General features: G+C 68.4%; 21 protein-coding genes and 1 tRNA gene. 11 read left to right on the forward strand and 11 right to left on the reverse strand.

The window, feature by feature from the left end:
* Window positions 1-2: 2 nt before the first annotated feature.
* The gene (gene polA / locus QPR87_RS02990; protein ID WP_285048253.1) at window positions 3-2825 is read right to left on the reverse strand and encodes a DNA polymerase I; all 2823 of its coding nucleotides are present in this window, start codon (window positions 2823-2825) and stop codon (window positions 3-5) included.
* 183 nt (window positions 2826-3008) lie between these two features.
* A complete protein-coding gene (locus QPR87_RS02995; RefSeq protein ID WP_011748148.1) occupies window positions 3009-3197 on the reverse strand; it encodes a zinc-finger domain-containing protein in 189 nt (62 codons plus the stop codon).
* A 69-nt stretch (window positions 3198-3266) separates the two neighbouring features.
* Between QPR87_RS02995 and QPR87_RS03000 the strand changes: the two genes are divergently transcribed.
* Window positions 3267-4226 carry an ABC transporter ATP-binding protein gene (locus QPR87_RS03000; protein WP_011748149.1) on the forward strand — a complete coding sequence of 320 codons (960 nt, stop codon included), beginning with the start codon at window positions 3267-3269 and terminating at the stop codon, window positions 4224-4226.
* On the opposite strand, the gene QPR87_RS03005 is transcribed toward QPR87_RS03000, so the two are convergent.
* On the reverse strand, window positions 4214-4588 hold the full coding sequence (locus tag QPR87_RS03005) for an HIT domain-containing protein (protein ID WP_011748150.1): 375 nt from the start codon (window positions 4586-4588) through the stop codon (window positions 4214-4216). The two genes, QPR87_RS03000 and QPR87_RS03005, sit on opposite strands and share 13 nt — an antisense overlap.
* Before the next feature lie 10 nt (window positions 4589-4598).
* Window positions 4599-6176 (reverse strand): DUF5928 domain-containing protein, encoded by a 1578-nt coding sequence (locus QPR87_RS03010; protein WP_285048432.1) that lies wholly within the window; start codon window positions 6174-6176, stop codon window positions 4599-4601.
* Between the two features lie 162 nt (window positions 6177-6338).
* On the opposite strand from QPR87_RS03010, the gene QPR87_RS03015 reads away from it, so the two are divergent.
* The 4 genes from QPR87_RS03015 (at window position 6339) to QPR87_RS03030 (ending at window position 9738) form a co-directional block, all read left to right on the forward strand.
* Window positions 6339-7157: a sulfotransferase family protein gene (locus QPR87_RS03015; RefSeq protein ID WP_230999111.1), complete on the forward strand. Its 819-nt coding sequence runs from the start codon at window positions 6339-6341 to the stop codon at window positions 7155-7157.
* A gap of 273 nt (window positions 7158-7430) precedes the next feature.
* The gene (gene rpmF, locus QPR87_RS03020; RefSeq protein WP_011748153.1) at window positions 7431-7637 is read left to right on the forward strand and encodes a 50S ribosomal protein L32; all 207 of its coding nucleotides are present in this window, start codon (window positions 7431-7433) and stop codon (window positions 7635-7637) included.
* 17 nt (window positions 7638-7654) lie between these two features.
* On the forward strand, window positions 7655-8767 hold the full coding sequence (gene plsX / locus QPR87_RS03025; RefSeq protein ID WP_230999112.1) for a phosphate acyltransferase PlsX: 1113 nt from the start codon (window positions 7655-7657) through the stop codon (window positions 8765-8767).
* Window positions 8767-9738: a beta-ketoacyl-ACP synthase III gene (locus tag QPR87_RS03030; RefSeq protein ID WP_011748155.1), complete on the forward strand. Its 972-nt coding sequence runs from the start codon at window positions 8767-8769 to the stop codon at window positions 9736-9738. The genes plsX and QPR87_RS03030 overlap by 1 nt, the downstream gene beginning before the upstream one ends.
* Before the next feature lie 8 nt (window positions 9739-9746).
* On the opposite strand, the gene QPR87_RS03035 is transcribed toward QPR87_RS03030, so the two are convergent.
* Window positions 9747-10022: a DksA/TraR family C4-type zinc finger protein gene (locus QPR87_RS03035; RefSeq protein ID WP_285048262.1), complete on the reverse strand. Its 276-nt coding sequence runs from the start codon at window positions 10020-10022 to the stop codon at window positions 9747-9749.
* Window positions 10023-10234: 212 nt separating this feature from the next.
* Between QPR87_RS03035 and ihfA the strand changes: the two genes are divergently transcribed.
* The 4 genes from ihfA (at window position 10235) to QPR87_RS03055 (ending at window position 12478) form a co-directional block, all read left to right on the forward strand.
* The gene (gene ihfA, locus QPR87_RS03040) at window positions 10235-10543 is read left to right on the forward strand and encodes an integration host factor subunit alpha (protein WP_011748157.1); all 309 of its coding nucleotides are present in this window, start codon (window positions 10235-10237) and stop codon (window positions 10541-10543) included.
* Window positions 10543-11148, forward strand: coding sequence for a MerR family transcriptional regulator (locus QPR87_RS03045; protein WP_285048266.1), 606 nt, complete (start codon window positions 10543-10545; stop codon window positions 11146-11148). Before ihfA ends, QPR87_RS03045 begins: the two co-directional genes overlap by 1 nt.
* A 124-nt stretch (window positions 11149-11272) precedes the next feature.
* Window positions 11273-11350: transfer RNA gene (locus QPR87_RS03050), tRNA-Pro, on the forward strand.
* Window positions 11351-11410: 60 nt separating this feature from the next.
* Entirely contained in the window at window positions 11411-12478 is a 1068-nt protein-coding gene (locus tag QPR87_RS03055) for a 2'-deoxycytidine 5'-triphosphate deaminase (RefSeq protein WP_041529895.1), read from the forward strand.
* 33 nt (window positions 12479-12511) lie between these two features.
* Here QPR87_RS03055 and QPR87_RS03060 read toward each other — a convergent pair whose 3' ends face one another.
* The 6 genes from QPR87_RS03060 to argS all read right to left on the reverse strand — a co-directional run bounded on the left by QPR87_RS03060 (window position 12512) and on the right by argS (window position 18269).
* A complete protein-coding gene (locus QPR87_RS03060) occupies window positions 12512-12709 on the reverse strand; it encodes a hypothetical protein (protein WP_285048267.1) in 198 nt (65 codons plus the stop codon).
* An 18-nt stretch (window positions 12710-12727) separates the two neighbouring features.
* Window positions 12728-13393, reverse strand: coding sequence for an SMC-Scp complex subunit ScpB (scpB, locus tag QPR87_RS03065; RefSeq protein WP_011748160.1), 666 nt, complete (start codon window positions 13391-13393; stop codon window positions 12728-12730).
* A complete protein-coding gene (locus tag QPR87_RS03070) occupies window positions 13390-14229 on the reverse strand; it encodes a segregation and condensation protein A (RefSeq protein ID WP_049792320.1) in 840 nt (279 codons plus the stop codon). The genes scpB and QPR87_RS03070 overlap by 4 nt, the downstream gene beginning before the upstream one ends.
* 60 nt (window positions 14230-14289) lie before the next feature.
* Window positions 14290-15276 carry a beta-N-acetylhexosaminidase gene (nagZ, locus tag QPR87_RS03075; RefSeq protein WP_285048268.1) on the reverse strand — a complete coding sequence of 329 codons (987 nt, stop codon included), beginning with the start codon at window positions 15274-15276 and terminating at the stop codon, window positions 14290-14292.
* Window positions 15277-15285: 9 nt separating this feature from the next.
* A complete protein-coding gene (locus tag QPR87_RS03080; RefSeq protein WP_285048269.1) occupies window positions 15286-16455 on the reverse strand; it encodes an SPOR domain-containing protein in 1170 nt (389 codons plus the stop codon).
* Between the two features lie 68 nt (window positions 16456-16523).
* The gene (argS, locus tag QPR87_RS03085; protein ID WP_285048270.1) at window positions 16524-18269 is read right to left on the reverse strand and encodes an arginine--tRNA ligase; all 1746 of its coding nucleotides are present in this window, start codon (window positions 18267-18269) and stop codon (window positions 16524-16526) included.
* A gap of 258 nt (window positions 18270-18527) precedes the next feature.
* On the opposite strand from argS, the gene QPR87_RS03090 reads away from it, so the two are divergent.
* Together QPR87_RS03090 and lnt are read left to right on the forward strand one after the other, a co-directional pair.
* Complete coding sequence (locus QPR87_RS03090; RefSeq protein WP_350310437.1) at window positions 18528-20627, forward strand: DEAD/DEAH box helicase; 2100 nt, start codon at window positions 18528-18530, stop codon at window positions 20625-20627.
* A gap of 9 nt (window positions 20628-20636) precedes the next feature.
* Window positions 20637-22175, forward strand: coding sequence for an apolipoprotein N-acyltransferase (gene lnt, locus QPR87_RS03095; protein ID WP_285048272.1), 1539 nt, complete (start codon window positions 20637-20639; stop codon window positions 22173-22175).
* Window positions 22176-22183: the final 8 nt, after the last annotated feature.

The raw sequence follows: 22183 nt of genomic DNA on the forward strand, positions 1-22183 counted from the left end.
CCTCAATGCGCCTCGGCCCAGTTGGCGCCCTGCCCCGCATCGACGATCAGCGGCACGTCCAGCCGGACCGCGGGATCGGCCGCGCCCTGCATGACGCCGCGCGCAACCTCGACCAGCTCGGGAACCGCCGCCTCCTCGACCTCGAAGACCAGCTCGTCATGCACCTGCAGCAGCATCCTGGCCGGCAGATGCGCGATGGCTTGGGGCATGCGGATCATGGCCCGGCGGATGATGTCGGCCGCCGCGCCCTGGATCGGCGCGTTGATCGCCGCGCGGCGCGCGCCGCCGGCCGCCGGCCCCGACTGGTTGATGCCCGGCGTCATGATCCGCCGCCCGAACAGCGTGCGCACGAAACCGTCCTGCTTGGCCCCGGCCACGGTGCGATCCATATAGGCGCGGATCTCGGGGAAGCGCTCGAAATAGGTGTCGATGAAAGCCTGCGCCTCGGCGCGCGGAATGCGCAGGTTGCGCGCCAGGCCAAAACCCGAGATGCCGTAGATCACCCCGAAATTGATCGCCTTGGCGCGACGGCGGATCATCGGGTCCATGCCCTCGACCGGCACGCCGAACATCTGGCTCGCCGTCATGGCATGGATGTCGATTCCGTCGCGAAAGGCCTGTTGCAGCGCCGGGATCTGCGCCACATGCGCCAGGATGCGCAACTCGATCTGGCTGTAGTCCAGGCTCACCAGCCGCATTCCCGGCGCGGCGACGAAGGCTTCGCGAATGCGCCGCCCTTCGTCGGTCCGCACGGGAATGTTCTGCAGGTTCGGATCGGTCGAGGCCAGCCGCCCGGTCTGCGCCCCGGCGATGGAATAGCTGGTGTGCACGCGGCCGGTCTCGGGGTTCACATGCAAGGGCAGCGCATCGGTATAGGTCGATTTCAGCTTGGAGATCGCCCGCCAGTCCAGCACCCGCGCCGGCAGTTCATGCCCCTCGGCGGCCAGATCCTCCAGCACCTCGGCGCCGGTGGAAAAAGCTCCGGTCTTGCCCTGCTTGCCGCCGGCAAGCCCCATGCGCTCGAACAGGATCTCGCCCAGCTGCTTGGGGCTGCCGACGTTGAACGGCCCGCCGGCCAGTTCGTGGATCTCGGCCTCCAGCCCCGCCATCTTCTGGGCAAAGGCGTTGGACATGCGCTTCAGGTGCTCGGAATCGATGCGGATGCCGGCCATCTCCATGTCGGCCAGCACCGCGATCATCGGCCGTTCCAGCCGTTCATAGGCGGCGGTGACATGGTTCGGCGCCAATTTCGGACGCAGGTGATGCCACAGCCGCCAGGTTACCTCGGCATCCTCGGCGGCATATTCGCTGGCCTTGTCGATGGCCACCTGCGAGAAATTGATCTGCGACTTGCCCGAGCCGATCAGATCCTTGATCGGCAGGCAGCGATGGCCCAGATACAGGTCCGCCAGCTCGTCCATGCCGTGGTTGTGCGCCCCGGCGTTTTGCGCATAGGACAGCAGCATGGTGTCGTCCAAAGGCGCCATGCGGATGCCGTGGCGGGCCAGCACCTTCCAGTCATACTTGATGTTCTGGCCGATCTTCAGCACCGACGGATCCTCCAGCACCGGCTTCAGCATCGCCAGCGCACGGTCCAGATCCATCTGCCCCTCGACCCGCGCGCCCGAGCCGAACAGATCGGCGGCCCCGTCGACATGGCCCAGCGGCAGATAGGCCGCCCGCCCCGGGCCGGTGCAAAGCGAAACCCCGACCAGTTCGGCCTGCATCTCGTCCAGCCCCGTGGTCTCGGTGTCGATGGCGACCACGCCCTTCTCGGCGATCTCGGCCAGCCACTCGGCCAGCACGGCCTCGTCGCGGATGGTGACGTAAAGGCTGCGGTCGATCGCCGGCAGTTCGGCCGCGGCCGGCATCGCCGGGTCCGCACCGGCGGCGGGTGCGGGAACAGCTACCTCGGCCATGGTCGGCGGCTCGGTCCCGAAACGCTCGGCCACTCGCTTGGTCAGGGTGCGCAGCTCCATACGGGTCAGGAATTCCAGCAGCGCCTCGGGATCGGGCTCGCGGATCTCCAGGCTTTCCAGGGTGAAATCCAGCACCATCCCGCAGTCCAGCTCGACCAGCCGCTTCGAGATGCGGATCTGCTCGGCATGGTCGATCAGCGTCTGCCGGCGCTTGGGCTGCTTGATCTCGGCAGCGCGCGCCAGCAGGCTTTCCAGATCGCCATATTCCTCGATGAGTTGCGCGGCGGTCTTGATGCCGATCCCCGGCGCGCCCGGCACGTTGTCGATGGAATCGCCGGCCAGGGCCTGCACATCGACCACCCGCTCGGGACCGACGCCGAATTTCTCGCGCACCTCGTCAGGACCGATGGGCTTGGCCTTGATCGGGTCCATCATCTCGACGCCGCCCCCGACCAGCTGCATCAGATCCTTGTCCGAACTGATGATGGTGACCCGCCCGCCCGCATCCCGCGCCTGGCAGGCCAGCGAGGCGATGATGTCGTCGGCCTCGAAGCCCTCGGTCTCGATGCAGGCGATGTTGAAGGCCCGCGTCGCCTCGCGGGTCAGCGGGAATTGCGGCCGCAGGTCCTCTGGCGGCTCGGGCCGGTTGGCCTTGTAGAGCGGATAGATGTCGTTGCGGAATGTCCGCGCCGAATGGTCGAAGATCACCGCCGCATGGGTCGGCTGGTCCGATCCCTTGCCGTCCTGCAGGTATTTCCACACCATGTTGCAGAACCCGGCCACCGCCCCGATCGGCAGCCCGTCCGAGCGCCGGGTCAGCGGCGGCAGCGCGTGATAGGCGCGAAAGATGAAGGCCGATCCGTCGATCAGGTGCAGGTGATGGCCCTTGCCGAATCCGTCCGTCATATGCGCGCGCCCCCTGCTCTTGCTATCGCCAGCCTTACTGCCACGAAGCGGCCCCGGGGCCAAGACCGCGCTTCCCCGGCTTTCTCCGTTTGAAAAATACTCCCGCCGGAGGCGTCGCAACGCCCCGGTCCGCGCTCCGTCGCGGCCTTGGAGGACCGGGCTTGATAAGACCCGGCCGCGGCGTCAGTGATCGTCGTGCGCGTGCTCGCGGTCGATCACGAAACGCTTGTCGCAATAGCCGCATTCGACCCAGCCTGTGTCGCGCGGAATGGCCAGCCAGACGCGCGGATGGCCCAGGCCCCGCGCCTCGTCGCCGTCGCAGGCGACCTTCCAGGAGGTGACGGTCTGGATCTCGGGGGCCGGAATGGTCATGGCGGTTCCTTGAGCTTTGACGACAAACGGGGTTAAACCGGCGGCGATCATAATGAACGCCAAGAGCCGATGCCAGCCCCAGAGCAAAGCCCGAACGCCATCGAAATCAGTGGCCTGACCAAGACCTATGCCGCCGCCGGCCAGGCGCCGGCGAAACAGGCGCTGAAGGGGCTGGACCTCGCCATCCCCGCCGGCTCGATCTTCGGCCTCCTGGGTCCGAACGGCGCCGGGAAATCGACGACGATCAATATCTTGGCCGGGCTGGTGCGCAAAAGCTCGGGCAAGGTCAGGATCTGGGGCTTCGACCAGGACGTGAACCCACGCCAGTCCCGCGCCGCCATCGGCGTCATGCCGCAGGAACTGAACATCGACCCGTTCCTGACCCCTCGCGCCAGCCTTGAGGTGCAGGCGGGGCTCTACGGCGTGCCGAAACGCGAACGCTGGACCGACGAGCTCCTGGAACTGGTCGGGCTGACCGAACAGGCGGAAAGCTATTCGCGCCACCTGTCGGGCGGCATGAAGCGGCGACTGCTGCTTGCCAAGGCGCTGGTCCACCGGCCGCAGATCCTGGTGCTGGACGAACCGACGGCGGGCGTCGACATCCAACTGCGCGAGATGCTGTGGCGCAACGTGCGCAGGCTGAACGACCAGGGCATGACCATCATCCTGACTACGCATTACCTGGAGGAGGCCGAGGAGATGTGCGACCGCATCGCCATCATCGACCATGGCCAGCTGATCCTGTGCGAGGATACCGCCGCCCTGCTCGGCCGCGCCGATTCCAAGACGCTGGTCGTCGACACGGGCGAGGCCCGCGCCCTGCCTGCCCTGCCAGAGGGCGTGCGGGCCGAGCGGCGCGAGGACGGCCGGCTCGCGCTCAGCTATGCGCCTTCGCGCATCCCGGCGGACGGGCTGATCGACGCGCTGCGCGCCGCGGGCCTGCCGATCCGCGACGTCGCGGTCGAAGCACCGGATCTCGAGGACGTCTTCGTCCAGCTGACCTCGCGCCAGGCGCCTCAGCCTGGCTGAACCATGCGGCCCATCGGCCGGCCACCCAGGATGTGCATGTGGAAATGCGGCACTTCCTGCACGCCGTCCGGGCCGGCATTCGAGATGGCGCGAAAGCCCTGTCCGCCGTCCAGCGCGACGCCCAGCTCGCGCGTCACCCGGGCCAGGGCGCGGTGGAAATCCACGATCTCGGCATCCGAGGCATTGGCCGCGAAATCGTCGTAGCTGACATAAGCCCCCTTGGGGATCGCCAGCACATGCACCGGCGCCTGCGGCCGAATGTCGCGAAAGACCAGCGTATGCTCGGTCTCCAGCACGGTGTCGTTGGGAATCTCGCCGCGCAGGATGCGGGCGAAGATGTTGCTGTCGTCATAGGCGGGCATGGATCTCTCCTCAATCGCTGAACAGGTATTCGGTCCTGGCAAGCGCCAGCGCGGTTTCGGTCGTCACATCCAGGAAACGCGCCAGTTGCGCGGCATTCTGCTCGGGCGACCGCCAGGGAGCAATGGAGTGCAGGGCGGCGAAGTCCAGGTCGCGCAACCGTTCGGCCTCATGTTCCAGATCGGCGCGCACCATGGGCAGCAGCCGCTCGATGACCTCGGACGCGGTTTCGCTCCCGGCCAGGCCCACGCGCGCGATATGGCCGCGCAGATAGTCGTCGTCGAAGCGCGAATCGATCAGCAGAAGCCGGGTATCGGCCTTGTCCGAGGTCAGGTCCTGGATCAGAGGCAGCGCCGAAGGGTCCAGGCACAGCACCAGCCGATGCGATTCAAACTGCTGAAACAGCAGCCGGATCAGCGCGCGCCGGTGCCGGTCGCGCTTTTCGACCGTGGTCTCGACCCCGCCCAGATCGGGCAGGTGCGCATCGAGTTCGTTGAAGACGAAATCCACCGCCGGGATCGCGGCCTGCGCCCGGATCGCCGCGGTCAGCCGCTTGGCGACATGCCATTTCTTGCTCACCACCAGCAGCAGCGTATTGTCCCGGCCCAGGCTGCCCTCGGCCTCCCAGAAGCGCTGGCCGAAGCGCCGCCCGATCCGGCCGCGCGCGGTCAGGAAGCGAAACAAGCCCCCCGCCTCGTTCGAGATCGGGAAGTGCACCCCGCTCGCCGCCCAGAGCGCACCCAGCCGCTCGCGCAAGCGGATCGCCTCGGGGCTGATCTTGCGGGCGAACAGATAGTTCTGCCCCATCAGCAGATCGTAATGGTCGTTGTGGAACGTCACCGGCATGCCGTAATCGGTGAAGATCAGATAGGTCAGCGTGCGCGAGCGGATCTCCTTGCGCGGCACGACATGCGGCACGACGGTCTGGAAGAACGTCTCGTCCGGGATCCAGGTGGTCGAGAAAAAGCGCATCACATCCGTTCGGGCGGCGCAGAAATCCAGCACCTTCTCGACGGTCTGGCGGCGCAGGCACCACCATTGCGATCCGATCATGACCTGGATGTCGGCGGGCACCCTGCGCTCCAGGCCGAATCGCTTTTGCAGCTCATAGCTGGTGTAGAATAGCCATTTCTGCGTGCGCTCGTTGAACCAGTGGCGATAGACCAGCCGTTCCTCCTTGAACCCGGTCTTGATCCAGTCCGATTCGAAAAAGTCGAAGCTCTCGATATAGTCGCAATCCTCCGCCTCCAGGAAGGCATGGGCATGTTCCGCCGACTTGATCGGCATGCAATCGCCCGAAAGCATGTAGAAATGCGTCGCCTGCGGAAAGGCGGCGACGGCGGCGCGCACCGCTTCCAGCGTGGCGCCGACCAGCGACCATTCGCCCCAGCCGCATTTCCAGCGCCGCTGCGCGAAAACGACCGAGGGATTGTCGGCCAGCGCCTCGCGGATCAGGTCGAAATCCCCCGGATTGGCGCGCCCGTCGAAATGGATCGACACGTAATCGCCCGAGGCCGTCAGCCGGCGGGCCTGCGCCACCACGCCCTTTGGGTCCTTGTGACAGAGCAGAATGAAGGCAATACGCGCCATCTCGATACCCATCCCGTCCGGCTCCCGCGGGGCAACAACTCTACAGCAGGTTGAATCTCTGCCGGCGATTTGCTTTGTGTCCTTACCGATTTTGAACGAGGGAGCAACCCGGTCGCAGACCCGCCCCGGCCGGTGCAGTTTTTTGTGAAGGGAAAGTATAGTATGGGTTTTCCAGGAACCTGGATGACGGAAAGCGAAAGCATGGTCTATCGCGTCGTCCCGAAATGCGCCTGCTCGTCCATCGGGCAGATCATGTTCTATTCCGACCACGGCCGCTACTTCGACGGTGACATCCACGATTCCACCGGCGGGCTGCACAAGTGGAACCAGCCCGACAGCCAGCCGCTGATCGAAAGCAACGTCACGGCGCACAAGGCGCTGACCTTCACCTGCGTGCGCAATCCCTATGCGCGCATCCTGTCCTCGTTCTTCGACAAGATCGCCGGCATCCAGCGCAACGGCAAGCGCTACCGCGGCAATCTCGTGCCGCAGTTGATGCAGCGCTACGGGGTCGATGTCGGCAGTCCCGAAAACGGCTTCGAATTCGACCAGGTCGCCAGCTTCCGCCGCTTCCTGCTGTTTGCCCGCGACACGATCCGCTGGCGCCGCCCGATGGAGCCTGACATCCACTGGTCGGCCATGTCGGGCCATATCTCGACCTTCATCGCCAACGGCGGCCGCTACGACCAGATCTTCTTTACCGAGAAGTTCGACGAAGGCATGCAGAAGGTGCTGGACGCCGCGCCCACCCCGGTCAAGCTGGACGTGAAGGACGTGCCGAAGTTCAACGAATCCGAAGGCCACGGCCCAAAGCGCGCCCATAAGGTCAGCGCCTATTTCGACGACCTGTCGCAGCATCTTGTCTGGGAAATCTACAAGAAGGATTTCCAGCTCTTCAGATACGACTTCGACGATCCCGACAACAAGCTGCCCAAAGGCGAGGTCGACCTGGACGAAGTCCATGCCAGGCTCGGGCGCTGACCGGCCGCTTTCCGTTGCCCCAATACCCCCGCCGGAGGCAGCGGCGCGGATGCGCCGCTTCCCTTGCAGATTTCCCTTGCGCAATGCGAAAATCCCGCTATTTTGCCGCGTTCATTCGACCGGCGGGGGAACCCCGGACCGCGGCCCCCGCTTTGCGAGCAGTTTTCGCGACTTGCGGCCAACGCTCCGGTGGCCTATGCCCGCCCCAGATACGAACACCGAATCCGGGGCCGCCCCAGCCGGGTTGCCCCCCGAACCACTTGAGGTTGAGACATGGCCGTCCCTCAGAACCGAGTTACCCGCTCCCGCCGCAACATGCGCCGTTCGCATGATGCGCTCGTCGCCGGCAACCCGAACGAATGCTCGAACTGCGGCGAGCTGAAGCGCCCGCATCACGTCTGCCCGTCCTGCGGCCATTATGCCGACCGCGAGGTCGTGGCGCAGGCCAATGAGGTCGACCTGGACGAAGACGCGGCCTGAGCGGACCGACCGCGGATATGGCTTCGGCAGATTCCAACACCCTGCCTCGCGCCCCTGGCGACGGGGACGGCGTGGTGATCTCCGTTGACGCGATGGGCGGCGACCGCGGCCCGGCGACGGTGATCGCCGGCATGGCCGAAAGTGCCGGGAAGAACCCCGGCATCCGCTTCATCGTCCACGGCCCGCAGGCCGAACTGGAACGACTGATCGCCCGTCGCGGCGATCTTGCCGGGCGCTGCGACATTCGCGACGCCGCCGGCGTCGTGACCATGGACGACAAGCCCAGCCAGGTGCTGCGCAAGGGCGAGGGCACCTCGATGTGGTCCACGCTCGAATCGGTGCGCCAGGGCGAGGCGACCGCCGCCGTCTCCTGCGGCAATACCGGCGCGCTGATGGCGCTGTCCATGCTGCGGCTGCGCAAGCTGCCCGGCGTGAACCGCCCGGCCATCGCCTGCCTCTGGCCCTCGCGTAATCCGCAAGGCTTCAACGTCATGCTGGATGTCGGCGCCGATATCCGCGCCGATGCGCAGGACCTGCTGACCTATGCGCTGATGGGCGCCTCCTATGCCCGCAACGGCTTCGGGCTGGAGCGGCCGCGCGTCGGCCTGCTGAATGTCGGGACCGAGGAACACAAGGGCCGGCCCGAGCTGAAGCAGGCCCATGAACTGATCCCCACCACGGCGCAGGCGGCGAATTTCGACTATGTCGGCTTCGTCGAGGGGGGCGACCTGCCCTCGGCCCGCGTCGACGTGATCGTGACCGACGGCTTTACCGGCAATGTTGCGCTGAAGACCGGCGAGGGCACGGCGAAACTGGTCGGCGAATTGCTGAAGGAAGCCTTCGGCAAGTCGGTGATGTCGAAATTCGCGGCGCTTCTGGCCATGGGCTCGCTCAAGCGGCTGCAAAAGCGCATCGACCCACGCCGCGTCAATGGCGGCGTCTTCCTGGGACTGAACGGGACGGTGGTGAAATCGCACGGGTCTGCCGATGCGACCGGCGTCTCGGCGGCGATCAAGCTGGCCTTCCGGCTGGCGCAATCCGGCTTTCAGGACCGGCTGGCGGCGCGCGTGGCGCAATCCGTCGCGGCGGCCGGCCAAATCAACGGCAGCAAGGAAAGCGAGGCGTCCTGATGCGGCGTGCGATCGTCCGGGGAACCGGCCATTACCTGCCCGAGCGCGTGGTCGAGAACAGCTGGTTCGAGGACAAGCTGGACACCAGCGACGAATGGATCCGCGCCCGCACCGGCATCGAGCGGCGCCATTTCGCCGCCGAGGACCAGCGCACCAGCGACCTGGGCATCCTGGCCGCGCAGGCCGCACTGGCCGATGCCGGGCTTGAGGCCGCACAGATCGACGCGGTGATCGTGGCGACCTCGACCCCCGACCTGACCTTCCCCTCGGTCGCGACCATGGTGCAGGCCGGGTTGGGCATGCGGCATGGCTTCGCCTATGACCTGCAGGCCGTCTGCGCCGGCTTCGTCTATGCGCTGGCCAATGCCGATGCATTGATCCGCGCCGGACTTGCGGATCGCGTCCTGCTGATCGGGGCCGAGACCTTCAGCCGGATCATGGACTGGACCGACCGCGGCACCTGCGTGCTGTTCGGCGACGGCGCAGGCGCCGTGGTGCTGGAGGCCGCCGAGGGCCAGGGCAGCTCTGCCGACCGCGGCATCCTGGCGACCGACCTGAACAGCGACGGGCAATATCGCGACCTGCTCTATGTCGATGGCGGCGTCGCCTCGACCGGCACGGCCGGGCATCTGCGCATGCAGGGCAACCTGGTCTTCCGCCACGCGGTCGAAAAGCTGGCCGACACCGCGCATCGCGCGCTGGATCGCGCCGGGCTGACCCCCGACCAGGTGGATTGGCTGGTGCCGCACCAGGCCAACCTGCGCATCATCGAGGCCACGGCCAAGCGCATGCACCTGCCGATGGAAAAGGTGGTGCTGACGGTCGCCGACCACGGCAACACCTCGGCCGCCTCGATTCCGCTCGCGCTCTCGGTGGCCAATGCCGAGGGGCGCTTCAAGCCCGGCGACCTGCTGGTGGCCGAGGCCATCGGCGGCGGCCTCGCCTGGGGCTCGGTCGTGCTGCGCTGGTAGGCAAGCCCTTATTTCAGCTGCGAATCCTTGGAGCCGCGCCGATTGATCCCGGCGCTCGGGCGCCATGCCCTGTCCCGGCCCGACTGGCAATCCACGCACAGCCGCACGCCGGGAATCGCCCGCCTCCGCGCCTCGGGGATCGGCTCGTCGCATTCCTCGCAGAAGGCGGCGCTTTCCCGGTCGCCGCACTGCGCATTGCGCAGCCGCATGCGCTCGATCGCCTCTTGCGTCGAGACCTCGATCTGCTCGTTCACCGCGTCGTCGCGCGCCCAGCCGCCAGCCATGTCAGCTCCGCTCCGCCTGCCTTTTCGACCCCAAGATAGGCATGAATTGCTGCGCTTCCAAGCATCCCCCAAGGCGCCATGCGCGGGGTCTTGCGGGTAAGGCGCGAATAATGCGGGACAAAATCGGCCGATGAGGGAACGGAATCGGGCCGGGGTTGTTGACTCGGCGCCGTAAAGAAATCATCCTTCGCACCATTCAAGAGGTTTCCGAGATGAGCGACTCTACCCTGACCCGCATGGACCTGGCCGAGGCCGTGTTCCGTGAGGTGGGTCTGTCCCGCCACGAATCGGCCCAACTCGTCGAAAGCGTGCTTGGCCATATCTCCGATGCGCTGGTGCGCGGCGAGCAGGTCAAGATCTCGTCCTTCGGCACGTTCTCGGTCCGCGACAAGAACGAACGCATCGGCCGCAACCCCAAGACCGGGGAAGAGGTGCCGATCACGCCGCGCCGGGTGCTGTCCTTCCGGCCGTCGCATCTGATGAAGGATCGGGTGGCGGCAGGGAACAGGCGCAAGGGCTGATGAGCAAATCCCCCGACGCCTTCAGATCCATCGGAGAGGTCTCGCGCCTCGTGGGCGTCGCGCCGCATGTGCTGCGCTATTGGGAATCGCAATTCACGCAGCTTGCGCCGGTGAAGCGCGCCGATGGGCGCCGCTATTACCGACCCGACGATGTGCGCCTCGCCGCGGGGCTGTGCCAGGTTCTGCGCGAGGAGGGGCTCAGCATCCGCGGCGCCAAGCGGCTGATCGGCGCCGACCGCGGCTCGGCGCTGCGCGAGATCGGCGCCGCACGCCTGGGCGAGGCACAAGGCGATGCCGGGCCGGCCGAACGCCCCGCCCCCAGCCCGGCGGTGCGCCTAGCCCTGCCCGGCTCGGCCGAACCGGCAATGCCGGCAGCACCGACCCGGACCAGGATCGCGGCGAAACCGGCCCGCCCTGCCCCGCAACACGCCGAATCGCTGCCGCTTTTCGCGGGATTGGATACTGGTCGCCCTTCCGCCCCCGCAACCGACTGGCTGGGGCGGCTGGTCGGCACCGCCATGGCGCTGCGCCAGCACGAATTGCAGGGCAAGCCCCTGCCCGCCCGTGCAAAAGCCCTGCGCGACGCGCTGCACGACCGCCGCTGACGCCTATGGCCGGCCGCTTTCCCACCGCCCGCGGCGGCCTGTCCACAGCAATCGAAAATCTTGCCGAAAATTCCGCCCTTGGCCCCTTGTGCTGGCGGCCCGCTTCGCTCTATATGCCCCTCGTCGGGCCGTGGCGCAGCCTGGTTAGCGCGTCCGTCTGGGGGGCGGAAGGCCGCGAGTTCGAATCTCGCCGGCCCGACCATTCCGAAAACGCCCATCCCCGTCCGGGGGTGGGCGTTTCCTTTTGCCGAAAGGGTTTCGCGTGAACGGTGTGCTTCCCGATACGTCCCTGCGCCAGCTGATCGCGAGCGGTGCGATCTCGGCCGACCAGCCGATCCTGCCCGAACAGGTCCAGCCTGCCAGCCTGGATCTGCGGCTGGGTGCGACCGCATGGCGGCTGCGCGCCTCGTTCCTGGCCGGGCGCGGGCGCAAGGTCAGCGACCGGCTGCGGGATTTCGAGATGCACCGCATGGATCTCACCGACGGCGCCGTGCTGGAAAAGGGCTGCGTCTACCTGGTGCCGCTGATGGAGCGCCTGACGCTGCCCGCCGGTCTCGACGCGGTGGCCAATGCCAAAAGCTCGACCGGGCGGCTGGACCTGCTGACGCGGCTGGTCACCGACGAGGGCACCGAGTTCGACCGCCTGCCGCAGGGTTATGACGGCCCGATCTATGCCGAGATCTGCCCGCGCAGCTTTTCGGTTCTGGTGCGGCCCGGCATGCGGCTGAACCAGTTGCGGCTGCGCCAGGGCCAGGCCGTGCTGACCGATACCGAATTGCGCGACCTGCATGTGCGCGAGCCGCTGGTGACCGGCGAGGCGCTGATCGACGAGGGGCTGGGCTTTTCGGTCGACCTGCGGCCCCAAGGGGGCGATCTGGTCGGCTATCGCGCCCGGCCGCATAGCGGGGTGATCGACCTCGACCGCATCGGCGCCTATCGGGCCCGCGACTTCTGGGACGAGTTGCGCACCACGGACGGTCAGCTGATCCTCGATCCCGGCGCCTTCTATATCCTGGTCAGTCGCGAAGCGGTGGCGATCCCGCCCGACTACGCCGCCGAGATGGCGCCCTACCTGGCCATGGTGGGCGAGTTCCGGGTGCATTACGCCGGCTTCTTTGATCCGGGCTTCGGCCATGGCAGCGCCGGCCAGGGCGCGCGGGGCGTGCTGGAGGTGCGCTGCCACGAGGCCCCCTTTGCGCTGGAGCATGGCCAGGTCGTCGGTCGCCTGGTCTATGAGCGTATGGCCGCGCGGCCCGAGCGACTTTACGGCAGCGGCATCGCATCGAACTACCAGGGCCAGGGGCTGAAACTCGCCAAGCAATTCGCCTGAACGGCGCGCAGGCTGGCGTGGCCGGGGGCAGTCCTAACGCATCCGCCGGGTGACGCGCGCGGCTTGGCGGGCGCGCTTGATCGCCTCGCGCATGGTCTTTTCACGGCTCTGCTGCTGCTGCGGGCTTTGCTTCTGCCCCGGTTTCGGCGCATTGATCCGGCGCGTGCCCCAGTTCAGCAGCCGGTTCGCGGCCATCCGCATCAGCATATTGACAATCTGGTTCAAATTCATCTGGTTACCCGGCACTCTTTACTCATCTTCGAACAGATCCTCGGCCATCGCCTCGGCCTCATCGGCACCCTCTTCGCCGAACAGGCCGGGTGCGAGCCCCTCGCCCGGCGGGCGCGATTCGAGCAGGCCGGCCGCACGCAGCTCGGCCAGCCCCGGCAGGTCGCGGGCGCTTTCCAGCCCGAAATGATCCAGGAAGGCTTCAGTCACCACGAAGGTCACCGGGCGGCCGGGAGTCTGGCGGCGGCGACCGATGCGGACCCAGTCCAGCTCGATCAGCTGGTCCAGCGTGCCGCGGCTGACGGCGACACCGCGGATCTCCTCGATCTCGGCGCGGGTGACGGGCTGGTGATAGGCGATGATCGCCAGCGTCTCGGTCGCGGCGCGCGACAGGCGGCGGCTTTCGACCACGCTTTCCTGCATCAGGAACCCCAGATCGGCGGCGGTGCGAAAAGCCCAGGCATCGCCGACGCGCGCCAATTGCACCCCCCGCCCTTCATAGCGGGCGCGCAGGGCCTGCACCGCCTCGCCCACATCGCAACCGGCAGGCAGGCGCGCGGCGATTTCGCGCTGGCTCATCGGCTCGGCCGAGGCGAACAGGATGGCCTCGACCATGCGCTCCTGCTCGGCCAGCGGCGGCGGCGGGAAACGCTGGGGATCGGGGGCGGCGATGTCGTCCTGGCTCATTGCGGGCGCCTGCGGATGGTGATCGGGGTAAAGGTTCCGGCCTGGGAGATTTCCAGCGCGCCTTGCCGCGCCAGTTCCAGCGTCGCGGCAAAGGTCGCCGCGGTGGCCGAGCGGCGGCGCTGCGGATCGGCCTCCCAGCCGTCGGGCAGAAAGGCGGAAAGCTCGGTCCAGTCGCCGGCAAAGCCGATCAGCCCGCGCACCCGGTCCAGCGCCTGCTCCATGGTCAGCACATCGCGGCGGTCGAAGGCATAGGGGCGGAACTCGTCGCGGGTGCGCAGCCGGGCATAGGCGCGCATCAGGTCGATCAGCCCGGCCTGCCAGGCGACCTGGCGCTGGCGGGCCACGGTTTCGGGCGCGCCGCGTGCAAAGCGGTCCTGCCCCAGCCGGTCGCGGGCCATCAGCCGCGCCGCCGCCTCGCGCATGGCGTTCAGCCGCTCCAGCTGGAAAGCCAGATGCGCGGCCATTTCCTCGGCGCTCGGCCCCTCGGCCTCGGGATCGGGCGGCAGAAGCAGCCGCGACTTGAGATAGGCAAGCCAGGCCGCCATGACCAGGTAATCCGCCGCCAGCTCGATACGCAGCGCGCGGGCCTCTTCGACGAAGGCCAGATACTGGTCGGCAAGCTCCAGCACCGAGACCTGCATCAGATCGACCTTCTGCGTGCGCGACAGCGTCAGCAGCAGGTCCAGCGGCCCCTCGAAGCCCGAGACATCGACGACCAGCACCTCCTCGGCGCGGCGCTCGGCCACGGCCTGCGGCGCGAGCCCCGGCAGATGCGGCGCCGGATCGGGTTCGGAAACCGGGTCCGGCACGGGGGTCAGGTAAGGCACCTTGGTCATGTCGCGTCCAGGCAAGAGAACCTGCGCAGAATCCGCGATAGGCCGAGCTTAGTCAACCGATCAGGCCGCCAGCCCGCCAAGCGCCGCCAGTTCGGCCCTCAATGCGGCGATATCGTCCTGAACCGGCGCGCGGCGCAGGGCCAGCGCCGCCTGCCCCCGCTCCGTCGCGCGCGGGCTCATGCTTCCGGCGGCGGCGACGATCTCTTCCATCTGCGCCGGCGTCTCGTTGCAGGACAGCACCAGGTCGCAACCGGCGGCGATGGTGGCCGCGGCCCGTTCGGCCGGACTGCCCGACAGCGCCTGCATGCCGATATCGTCGGACATCAGCAGCCCGTCGAAACCGATCTCGCGCCGGATCATCCGGATCACCGGGGCCGAGGCAGTGGCGGGCGCGTCGTCGATGGCGGTAAAGCGGATATGCGCCGTCATCGCCATGGGCAGGTCGGCGAGCGCGCGGAAGGGGGCGAAATCGCCGGCGCGAAGCTCGTCCAGCGGCGTGTCGACCACCGGCAGGTCCTTGTGGCTGTCCACCCGCGCCCGGCCATGGCCCGGCATGTGCTTGACGACCGGCAGCACGCCGGCGGCCAGCATGGCCTGCGCCGCGGCGCGGCCCAGCCGGATCACCGTATCGGCATCCGAGCCGAGGCAGCGGCTCCTCAGGAAGGGATGGGTGTCCTCGCGCGCGATATCCAGCACCGGGGCGCAATCGGCGTCAATGCCGACGGCGCGCAATTCCTGCGCCAGCAGGTAGTGGTGCAGCCAGACCGCACGTTCGCCGCGCCCCGCCTGGTCCAGCGGCGCCGGCCAGTCGGTCCAATGCGGCGCGCGCATACGCTGGACGCGCCCCCCCTCCTGGTCGATCAGCACCGGGGCATCGCGGCCCACCGCTTCGCGCAATTCGGCGGTCAGCCGGCGCAGGCGATCCGGCGCATCGACGTTGCGCGCAAACAGGATGAAGCCCCAAGGGTCGGCGGCGCGGAAGAAATCGTGCTCGGCCCGGCTCAGGTCCGGGCCGGCGATGCCGCCGAGGATGGTGGCGCTGGTCATTTCAGCGGCTCATTTCGCCGCGGCGGGGATGCAGTCCACGCCCTCGGCGATCAGCGCCGCACAGAAGCGGCGCGCCTCGTCGCGAGAGGCGAAGCCGGCGGCGCGCAGGCGCCAGAAGGTGCGGCCATTGGCCTTGTGCTCCTGGACCACCATGCCCTTGCCGGCGAAAAGCGCGCCGAACTTGCCCGAGACGCGGTTCCATTCGCCCCGCGCCAGCGCATCGCTGTCAAAGGCGCCGATCTGGACCAGCGGCGCACCCGAGGCGACCTGCGCCGGAGCGGGCGCAGCGGGTTCGGGCGCGGCGGCGGGACGGCTCTCGGCGGCGGCGGCAGGCGCAGCCACGGGCGCCGGCGCGGATGACGCCGAGGCGGCGGCCACGCGGCGCGGACGCGGCGCGGGACGCGCCGATTGCGCGATGCCGCCGGGGGTCGGCGCGACGCCGGCCTCGGCCAGCGCGGTGGTGATGGCGATGTCGCGCGTCTCGTTGCCGGCAAGGTCGGTCACCGCCTCGTTCACCGGCGCATCGGCGGCCGGGGCATCCGAGATCACCGCATTGGCGACGGATTCGGCAGCCGGATCGGGCTCGGCCAGGGTTTCGCCGTCGGGACGGGCGATGACGCGGGCGGTTTCCTCCATCAGCGGCATTTCGACCGGATGCGAAGGCTCTTGCGCGGTGGCGCCCAATTCGCCCATGGCCACGTCCTGGCCCTCGAGCGGGGTAGCGGACGGCGCGATGGCCACGCGTTCCACGGCCGCGGACTCGGCACCGGCGGCGACCGAATTCACGGCAAGGCCGGTGCGGTCGGTCAACTCGCCCCCCGGATTGTCGGGGGCGGTGCGGGCCTCGCCCTCGATGGCGCGGATCACCGGCACGCCCGAGACGTCGCGGACCACCAGCTTGTAGCCCCAGACGGCCAGGATCACGATCAGCCCGACCGAAACCAGCGCCCCGACGTAATGCGTAAGCCGCGTAAGCCGCCCCAAAAGCGAGGGCGATTCGGCCAGTGCCTCGGCATGGGCGTGATAGTGCTGCCCGTCCCAGCCGCCGTCTTGCCAGCCCTCGTCCTGCCAGTCCTCGACATGGCCCTGCTGCCGGTCGGCATGGGGATAATCCTGCGACAGCCCATGCGACTGCGACCCGTCAAACCCGCCCGAAGAGCGGAAATCTACTACCGTCATTCCTGCCTGCCTGCCGGTTGTCCCGACGCTGCTCGTTTATCTGCTCGTCCCCGGCAGGGCGCCGTTCTTCAGCGCATTTCTTTGGCCGGAGTCACCCCCAAGATACCAAGACCGGCCGAAATGACAACGCCGACGGACCGTGCGAGGGCGATTTTCGCCGCCATGGCCGCAGGATCGCCCTCTTGCAGGAAGCGCAAGGCGGGTTCGTCATTGCCGCGGTTCCACAGCGAATGCAGCTCGGACGCGATATCATAGAGGAAAAACGCAATCCGATGCGGCTCATGCGCGCGGGCCGCGATCTCGACCGTGCGTGGCCATTCTGCAACTTTGCGGGCCAGTTCCAGCTCGGCCGGATGCGAAAGCTGCGCCAGATCCGCCTGCGCCAGCGCCGTATCCGAGGTGTCGACACCCATCCCGGCGGCCTTGTTCAGCACCGAGTTCACCCGGGCGCTGGCATATTGCACATACCAGACCGGGTTGTCCTTGGACTGCTCCAGGACGCGCGCGAAGTCGAAGTCCAGCGCCGCGTCGTTCTTGCGCGTCAGCATGTGGAAGCGGGTCACGTCCGCCCCCGCCTGCTCGACCACGTCGCGCAGGGTGACGAAGGTGCCGGCGCGCTTGGACATCTTGAAGGGCTCGCCGTTCTTGAACAGCCGCACCAGCTGGATCAGCTTGACGTCCAGTGGCACCCGGCCGTCGGACAGCGCCTTCACGGCGGCGGTCATGCGCTTGACATAGCCGCCATGGTCGGCGCCGAAGACGTCGATCAGCGCATCGTAGCCGCGCTCGATCTTGTCCCAGTGATAGGCGATGTCGGGCGCGAAGTAGGTCCAGGAGCCGTCCGATTTCTTCACCGGCCGGTCCACGTCGTCGCCATGCGCGGTCGAGCGGAACAGCGTCTGTTCCCGCGGCTCCCAATCCTCGGGCGTCTTGCCCTTGGGCGGCTCAAGCACGCCTTCGTAGATCAGCCCGGCCTGGCGCAGCCGCTCGATCGCAGCCTCGATCCGGCCGGTGCCGTAAAGCGCCTTCTCGCTGGAGAACACGTCCATATGGACATTGAGCAGCGCCAGATCCTCGCGGATCATGTCCATCATCGCCCGGGTGGCGAAGTCGCGCACCTCGGCCAGCCATTCCTCCTCGGGCTTGTCCAGCAGGGTCTCGCCGTATTTCGTTTTCAGCGCCTCGCCCACCGGGATCAGGTAGTCGCCGGGATAAAGCCCCTCGCGGATCTCGGGCTCCAGCCCGTTGGCCTCGCGATAGCGTTCATAGGCCGAGCGCGCCAGCACGTCGACCTGCGCGCCGCCGTCGTTGATGTAATATTCGCGCGTGACCTCATGGCCCGAGAAATCCAGCAGCGCGGCCAATGCGTCGCCGAAGACCGCGCCGCGGGTATGGCCGACATGCATCGGGCCGGTGGGGTTGGCGCTGACGAATTCGACGTTGATCCGCTGGCCCCTGCCCATCTCGGAACGGCCGTAATCCCCGCCCTCGGCCAGCGCGGCGCGGACGACGGACTGCCATTCGCCGGGCACCAGCCGCAGGTTCAGGAAGCCCGGCCCCGCCACCTCGGCCGAGGCGATGCGCGGATCGGCGGCCAAGCACGCCGCCAGCGCCTCGGCGATGTCGCGCGGTTTTTTCCCGGCGGGCTTGGCCAGCACCATGGCGGCGTTGGTGGCCATGTCGCCATGGGCGGCGTCCCGCGGCGGCTCGACCGTCACGTTCGCGGTGTCGAGGCCCGCAGGCAGCTCGCCCGCCTGTTCCATCTGCGCCAGCGCGCCGATCACCAGCGTGCGGATATCCGAAAAGAGGTTCATGGCTTCCATCCGTAAGATCGCCCGGGGATAGCGCCTGCCCAAGGGGGCCGTCAACCGGGCCGCCGAACGCGAAAACCGCATCAGATTGACGAAGAGCGGGTTTTCCGCTAGGTCCGCCCTGTCTGCATCCGGCAGGCAAGGCGAGGGGCGTGCGGAAATTGCGTCCCGACCCGCCGCGAAACCCGGTTTCCCCGGGCAGGCGGCGATGGACGCAAGCACGGCGCGGGCTGGCCCGCGCATTTGATACGAAAGCCCTGAATGACCAAGTTTTCCGATCTGAAGCTGGACCCCAAGGTTCTGAAAGCCATCGCCGAGGCCGGCTATGAGACGCCCACGCCGATCCAGGCCGGGGCGATTCCCCCGGCGCTGGAAGGGCGCGACGTGCTGGGCATCGCCCAGACCGGCACCGGCAAGACCGCCAGCTTCACCTTGCCGATGATTACCCTGCTCGGCCGCGGCCGGGCGCGGGCGCGGATGCCGCGCAGCCTGGTGCTGTGCCCGACGCGCGAACTGGCCGCGCAGGTGGCCGAGAATTTCGACATCTATGCCAAGCATACCCGGCTGACCAAGGCGCTGCTGATCGGCGGCGTTTCCTTCGGCGAGCAGGACAAGCTGATCGACCGCGGCGTCGATGTGCTGATCGCGACGCCCGGCCGGCTGCTGGATCATTTCGAGCGCGGCAAGCTGCTGCTGACCGGCGTGCAGATCATGGTGGTCGATGAGGCCGACCGGATGCTCGACATGGGCTTCATCCCCGATATCGAGCGCATCTTCCAACTGACGCCCTTTACCCGGCAGACGCTGTTCTTCAGCGCCACCATGGCACCCGAGATCGAGCGCATCACCGACACCTTCCTGCACGCGCCCGAACGCATCGAGGTCGCCCGCCAGGCCACCACCAGCGAGACGATCACCCAGAAGCTGATCGAGATCGCCCCCACCCGCCGCGACCAAACCGCCAAGCAGAAGCGCGAATTGCTGCGCGCCCTGATCCGCGCCGAGGGCGAGGGCCTCAAGAACGCCATCATCTTCTGCAACCGCAAGACCGAGGTGGACATCGTTGCCAAGTCGCTCAAGGCGCATGGCTTCGACGCGGCTCCGATCCACGGCGACCTGGACCAGCGCCACCGCATGGCGACGCTGGACGGCTTCCGCGAGGGCACGCTGCGCTTTCTCGTCGCCTCGGACGTGGCGGCGCGCGGGCTGGACATCCCGGCGGTCAGCCATGTCTTCAACTTCGACCTGCCCAGCCATGCCGAGGATTACGTGCACCGCATCGGCCGCACCGGCCGGGCCGGGCGACTGGGCACCGCGATTTCCATCGCGACGCCGGCGGACGAGAAATACCTGGGCGCCATCGAATCGCTGGTCAAGCAGGCCCTGCCCCGCTGCCCGGTGCCGGAGGGCTTCACCCTGTCCACCGCCGCCCAGGGCGCGCCGCGCCCCGCACGCGAAACCGGCCGCAAGGAACGCGGGCGCGACCGCGACCGCCGGGGCCGCCGCGACGACAGCGAACAGCGCGCAGCGGCACCCGTCCAGGCCCATGAGCCGCGCGCCGAAGCGAAACCGGCCGAGCCGGCCGAGCGCAGGCATGACCGCGCGCCCCGTGAAGACCGCCGCGAAGATCGCCGCGAGCGCCACGAGCGTAGCCATGACCGGCGCGAGGACCGCCGCACCGACCGCCATCCCATCATGGGCATGGGCGATCATGTGCCGGAATTCCTGACCCGCAGCTTCCGCCCCGGCTTCACCGAACCCGCCGAAGAGATGCCGGCCGAGGAAACCGTCGCGGCCGAGCCCCGGCGCAAAGGCATCGCACCGGCCCCGGCGGAACAGGCCCGGGCCGAATCCGCACCGGTCGGTGCTGCTGCCCAACCCGCCGAACCTGCAGCCGTCGAGCCGCTTGCCGAAGTCCAGCCTGTGCCGGCCCCCGAACCTGCCACGGTCGAGCCTGTCGCAGAACCCGTGACGGAAGCCACCCCCGAAGCCGCTGCCGAAGAAGCACCTGCCGAGCCCGCAGCGGCCCCGGAACCCGAGGCCAAGGCGAAGCCCGTCCGCAAGCGCAAGCCGCGCACGACCAAGGCCAAGGCCGAAGCGGCGGAGGCGCCCGCTCCCGAGGCCGCCGAAACCGCGCAGCCCGAACCGGAACAGGCCGAAATCGCGCAACCGGAGGCCCCAGCCGAGGTTGAGGCCGAGCCCGCCGCCAAGCCGGCGCGCAAGGCAGCGAAAAAGCCGGCCAAGCCCCGCGCACCCCGCAAGACGAAGGCCAAGGCGGCCGAGACGGAGGCCGCCACCGGAACCGCGGAACCCGGCGCCGAGACTGCCCCGAGCCCGGACGACACCACCGCCGGGGCCTGAGCCGGGTCCATGGCCCTTTCGGCCTTCACGCCATCCTCGCGACGCGGGCGCCCATCCTGGGCGGCGCTCGCCCTTGGCGTCGGGCTGGGCGCGGTGGCCGCGCTGGGTCAGGCTCCCTGGGATCTCTGGCCGCTGACCTTGCTGGCGCTGGCGCTGCTCTGCCGGCGGGTCGCCCATGCTGCAACGCCCCGCGCCGCCGCCTGGAATGCCTTTGCCGCCGGGCTGGGCTATTTCGCGCTGGCGATGTCCTGGATCGTCGAGCCCTTCCTGGTCGAGCCCGAGATCTATGGCTGGATGGCCCCCTTTGCGCTGGTCTTCATGGCGGCAGGCGGGGCACTGTTCTGGACCGTTCCCGCCTGGCTCGCCGCCCGCTTTGCGCCCGGCTTTCCCCGGCAGGGGCTGGGCTTTGCCGCGCTGATGGTGCTGTCGGACTGGATGCGCGGCTGGATCTTTACCGGCCTGCCCTGGGCGCTGACCGGCCATGTCTGGATCGACACCCCCGCCGGGCAGGTCGCGGCGACCCTCGGCGCGATCGGGCTGTCCGGCCTGACCATGCTGGCCACCGCCCTGCCCCTGTGCTTTCACCGGCCCGGCCGCTTTCCGGCACTGCCCGGCACGGTCCTGGCCGCGTTGGTCGTCGCCACCGCCTGGAGCGCCGGGCTGGCGCGGCTGGCCCAGCCCCTGCCGCCCGATACCGGCCTGCGCCTGCGCCTGATCCAGCCCGACGCCACCCAGGCGCTGAAATGGGACCCCTATTGGTCCGAGGTGTTCTTCCGCCGCCTGCTCGACCTTTCGGCGGCGCGCGACCCCGACGCGGCGCCGCCGGATGCGGTGATCTGGCCCGAGACGGCGGTGAACTTCCTGCTGGAGCAGTCAGGCACCGCCCCGCAGGAGATCGCCGCCTATGTCGGCACTCCGGTGATCCTTGGCATCCAGCGGGTCGAGGGCGAGCGCTATTTCAACAGCCTGACCCAGTTCTCGGCCGACGGAATCGGCCCGGTCTACGACAAGTTCCATCTGGTTCCCTTTGGCGAATACACGCCCTGGGGCGACATCATGGCGCAGTTCGGCATTCGCGCCTTTGCCGCGCAGCACGGCTTCGGCTATTCCGCCGGCCCGGCGCCGCAGGTCATGCACCTGCCCGGCCTGCCGGCGATGCAGCCGCTGATCTGCTATGAGGCGGTGTTTTCGCATCACCTGATCGCCGAGGAAAATCGCCCGGAATGGCTGCTGCAAGTCACCAACGACGCCTGGTTCGGCCAGCTTTCCGGGCCGTGGCAGCATCTGGCGCAGGCGCGGCTGCGTGCTATCGAATCGGGCCTGCCCCTGATGCGGGCGGCCAATACCGGCGTCTCGGCGGTGATCGACGCGCGCGGGGGGCTGCGCGCCACGCTGGGACTGAACCGCGCCGGCCGCATCGATGCCGCGCTGCCCGGGGCATTGCCGCCCACGCCATGGTCGCGCTGGGGCGACTGGCCGGCCGTGGCGCTGGCGCTGGCGGCCTTCCTGCTGCTTGCCGGAACGTCTCGCGCCAAGTTGCGCGGTTGACGTCGGCG

Source organism: Paracoccus sp. SSJ (assembly GCF_030234105.1).
In the GTDB taxonomy this organism is placed as follows: Bacteria; Pseudomonadota; Alphaproteobacteria; order Rhodobacterales; family Rhodobacteraceae; genus Paracoccus; species Paracoccus denitrificans.

Excerpts from the sequence above, each read along its gene's own strand:
- polA (WP_285048253.1), bottom strand. The coding sequence starts at position 2,825 with ATGACGGACGGATTCGGCAAGGGCCATCACCTGCACCTGATCGACGGA.
- QPR87_RS02995 (WP_011748148.1), bottom strand. The coding sequence starts at position 3,197 with ATGACCATTCCGGCCCCCGAGATCCAGACCGTCACCTCCTGGAAGGTC.
- QPR87_RS03000 (WP_011748149.1), top strand. The coding sequence starts at position 3,267 with ATGCCAGCCCCAGAGCAAAGCCCGAACGCCATCGAAATCAGTGGCCTG.
- QPR87_RS03005 (WP_011748150.1), bottom strand. The coding sequence starts at position 4,588 with ATGCCCGCCTATGACGACAGCAACATCTTCGCCCGCATCCTGCGCGGC.
- QPR87_RS03010 (WP_285048432.1), bottom strand. The coding sequence starts at position 6,176 with ATGGCGCGTATTGCCTTCATTCTGCTCTGTCACAAGGACCCAAAGGGC.
- QPR87_RS03015 (WP_230999111.1), top strand. The coding sequence starts at position 6,339 with ATGGGTTTTCCAGGAACCTGGATGACGGAAAGCGAAAGCATGGTCTAT.
- rpmF (WP_011748153.1), top strand. The coding sequence starts at position 7,431 with ATGGCCGTCCCTCAGAACCGAGTTACCCGCTCCCGCCGCAACATGCGC.
- plsX (WP_230999112.1), top strand. The coding sequence starts at position 7,655 with ATGGCTTCGGCAGATTCCAACACCCTGCCTCGCGCCCCTGGCGACGGG.
- QPR87_RS03030 (WP_011748155.1), top strand. The coding sequence starts at position 8,767 with ATGCGGCGTGCGATCGTCCGGGGAACCGGCCATTACCTGCCCGAGCGC.
- QPR87_RS03035 (WP_285048262.1), bottom strand. The coding sequence starts at position 10,022 with ATGGCTGGCGGCTGGGCGCGCGACGACGCGGTGAACGAGCAGATCGAG.
- ihfA (WP_011748157.1), top strand. The coding sequence starts at position 10,235 with ATGAGCGACTCTACCCTGACCCGCATGGACCTGGCCGAGGCCGTGTTC.
- QPR87_RS03045 (WP_285048266.1), top strand. The coding sequence starts at position 10,543 with ATGAGCAAATCCCCCGACGCCTTCAGATCCATCGGAGAGGTCTCGCGC.
- QPR87_RS03060 (WP_285048267.1), bottom strand. The coding sequence starts at position 12,709 with ATGAATTTGAACCAGATTGTCAATATGCTGATGCGGATGGCCGCGAAC.
- scpB (WP_011748160.1), bottom strand. The coding sequence starts at position 13,393 with ATGAGCCAGGACGACATCGCCGCCCCCGATCCCCAGCGTTTCCCGCCG.
- QPR87_RS03070 (WP_049792320.1), bottom strand. The coding sequence starts at position 14,229 with ATGACCAAGGTGCCTTACCTGACCCCCGTGCCGGACCCGGTTTCCGAA.
- nagZ (WP_285048268.1), bottom strand. The coding sequence starts at position 15,276 with ATGACCAGCGCCACCATCCTCGGCGGCATCGCCGGCCCGGACCTGAGC.
- QPR87_RS03080 (WP_285048269.1), bottom strand. The coding sequence starts at position 16,455 with ATGACGGTAGTAGATTTCCGCTCTTCGGGCGGGTTTGACGGGTCGCAG.
- argS (WP_285048270.1), bottom strand. The coding sequence starts at position 18,269 with ATGAACCTCTTTTCGGATATCCGCACGCTGGTGATCGGCGCGCTGGCG.
- QPR87_RS03090 (WP_350310437.1), top strand. The coding sequence starts at position 18,528 with ATGACCAAGTTTTCCGATCTGAAGCTGGACCCCAAGGTTCTGAAAGCC.
- lnt (WP_285048272.1), top strand. The coding sequence starts at position 20,637 with ATGGCCCTTTCGGCCTTCACGCCATCCTCGCGACGCGGGCGCCCATCC.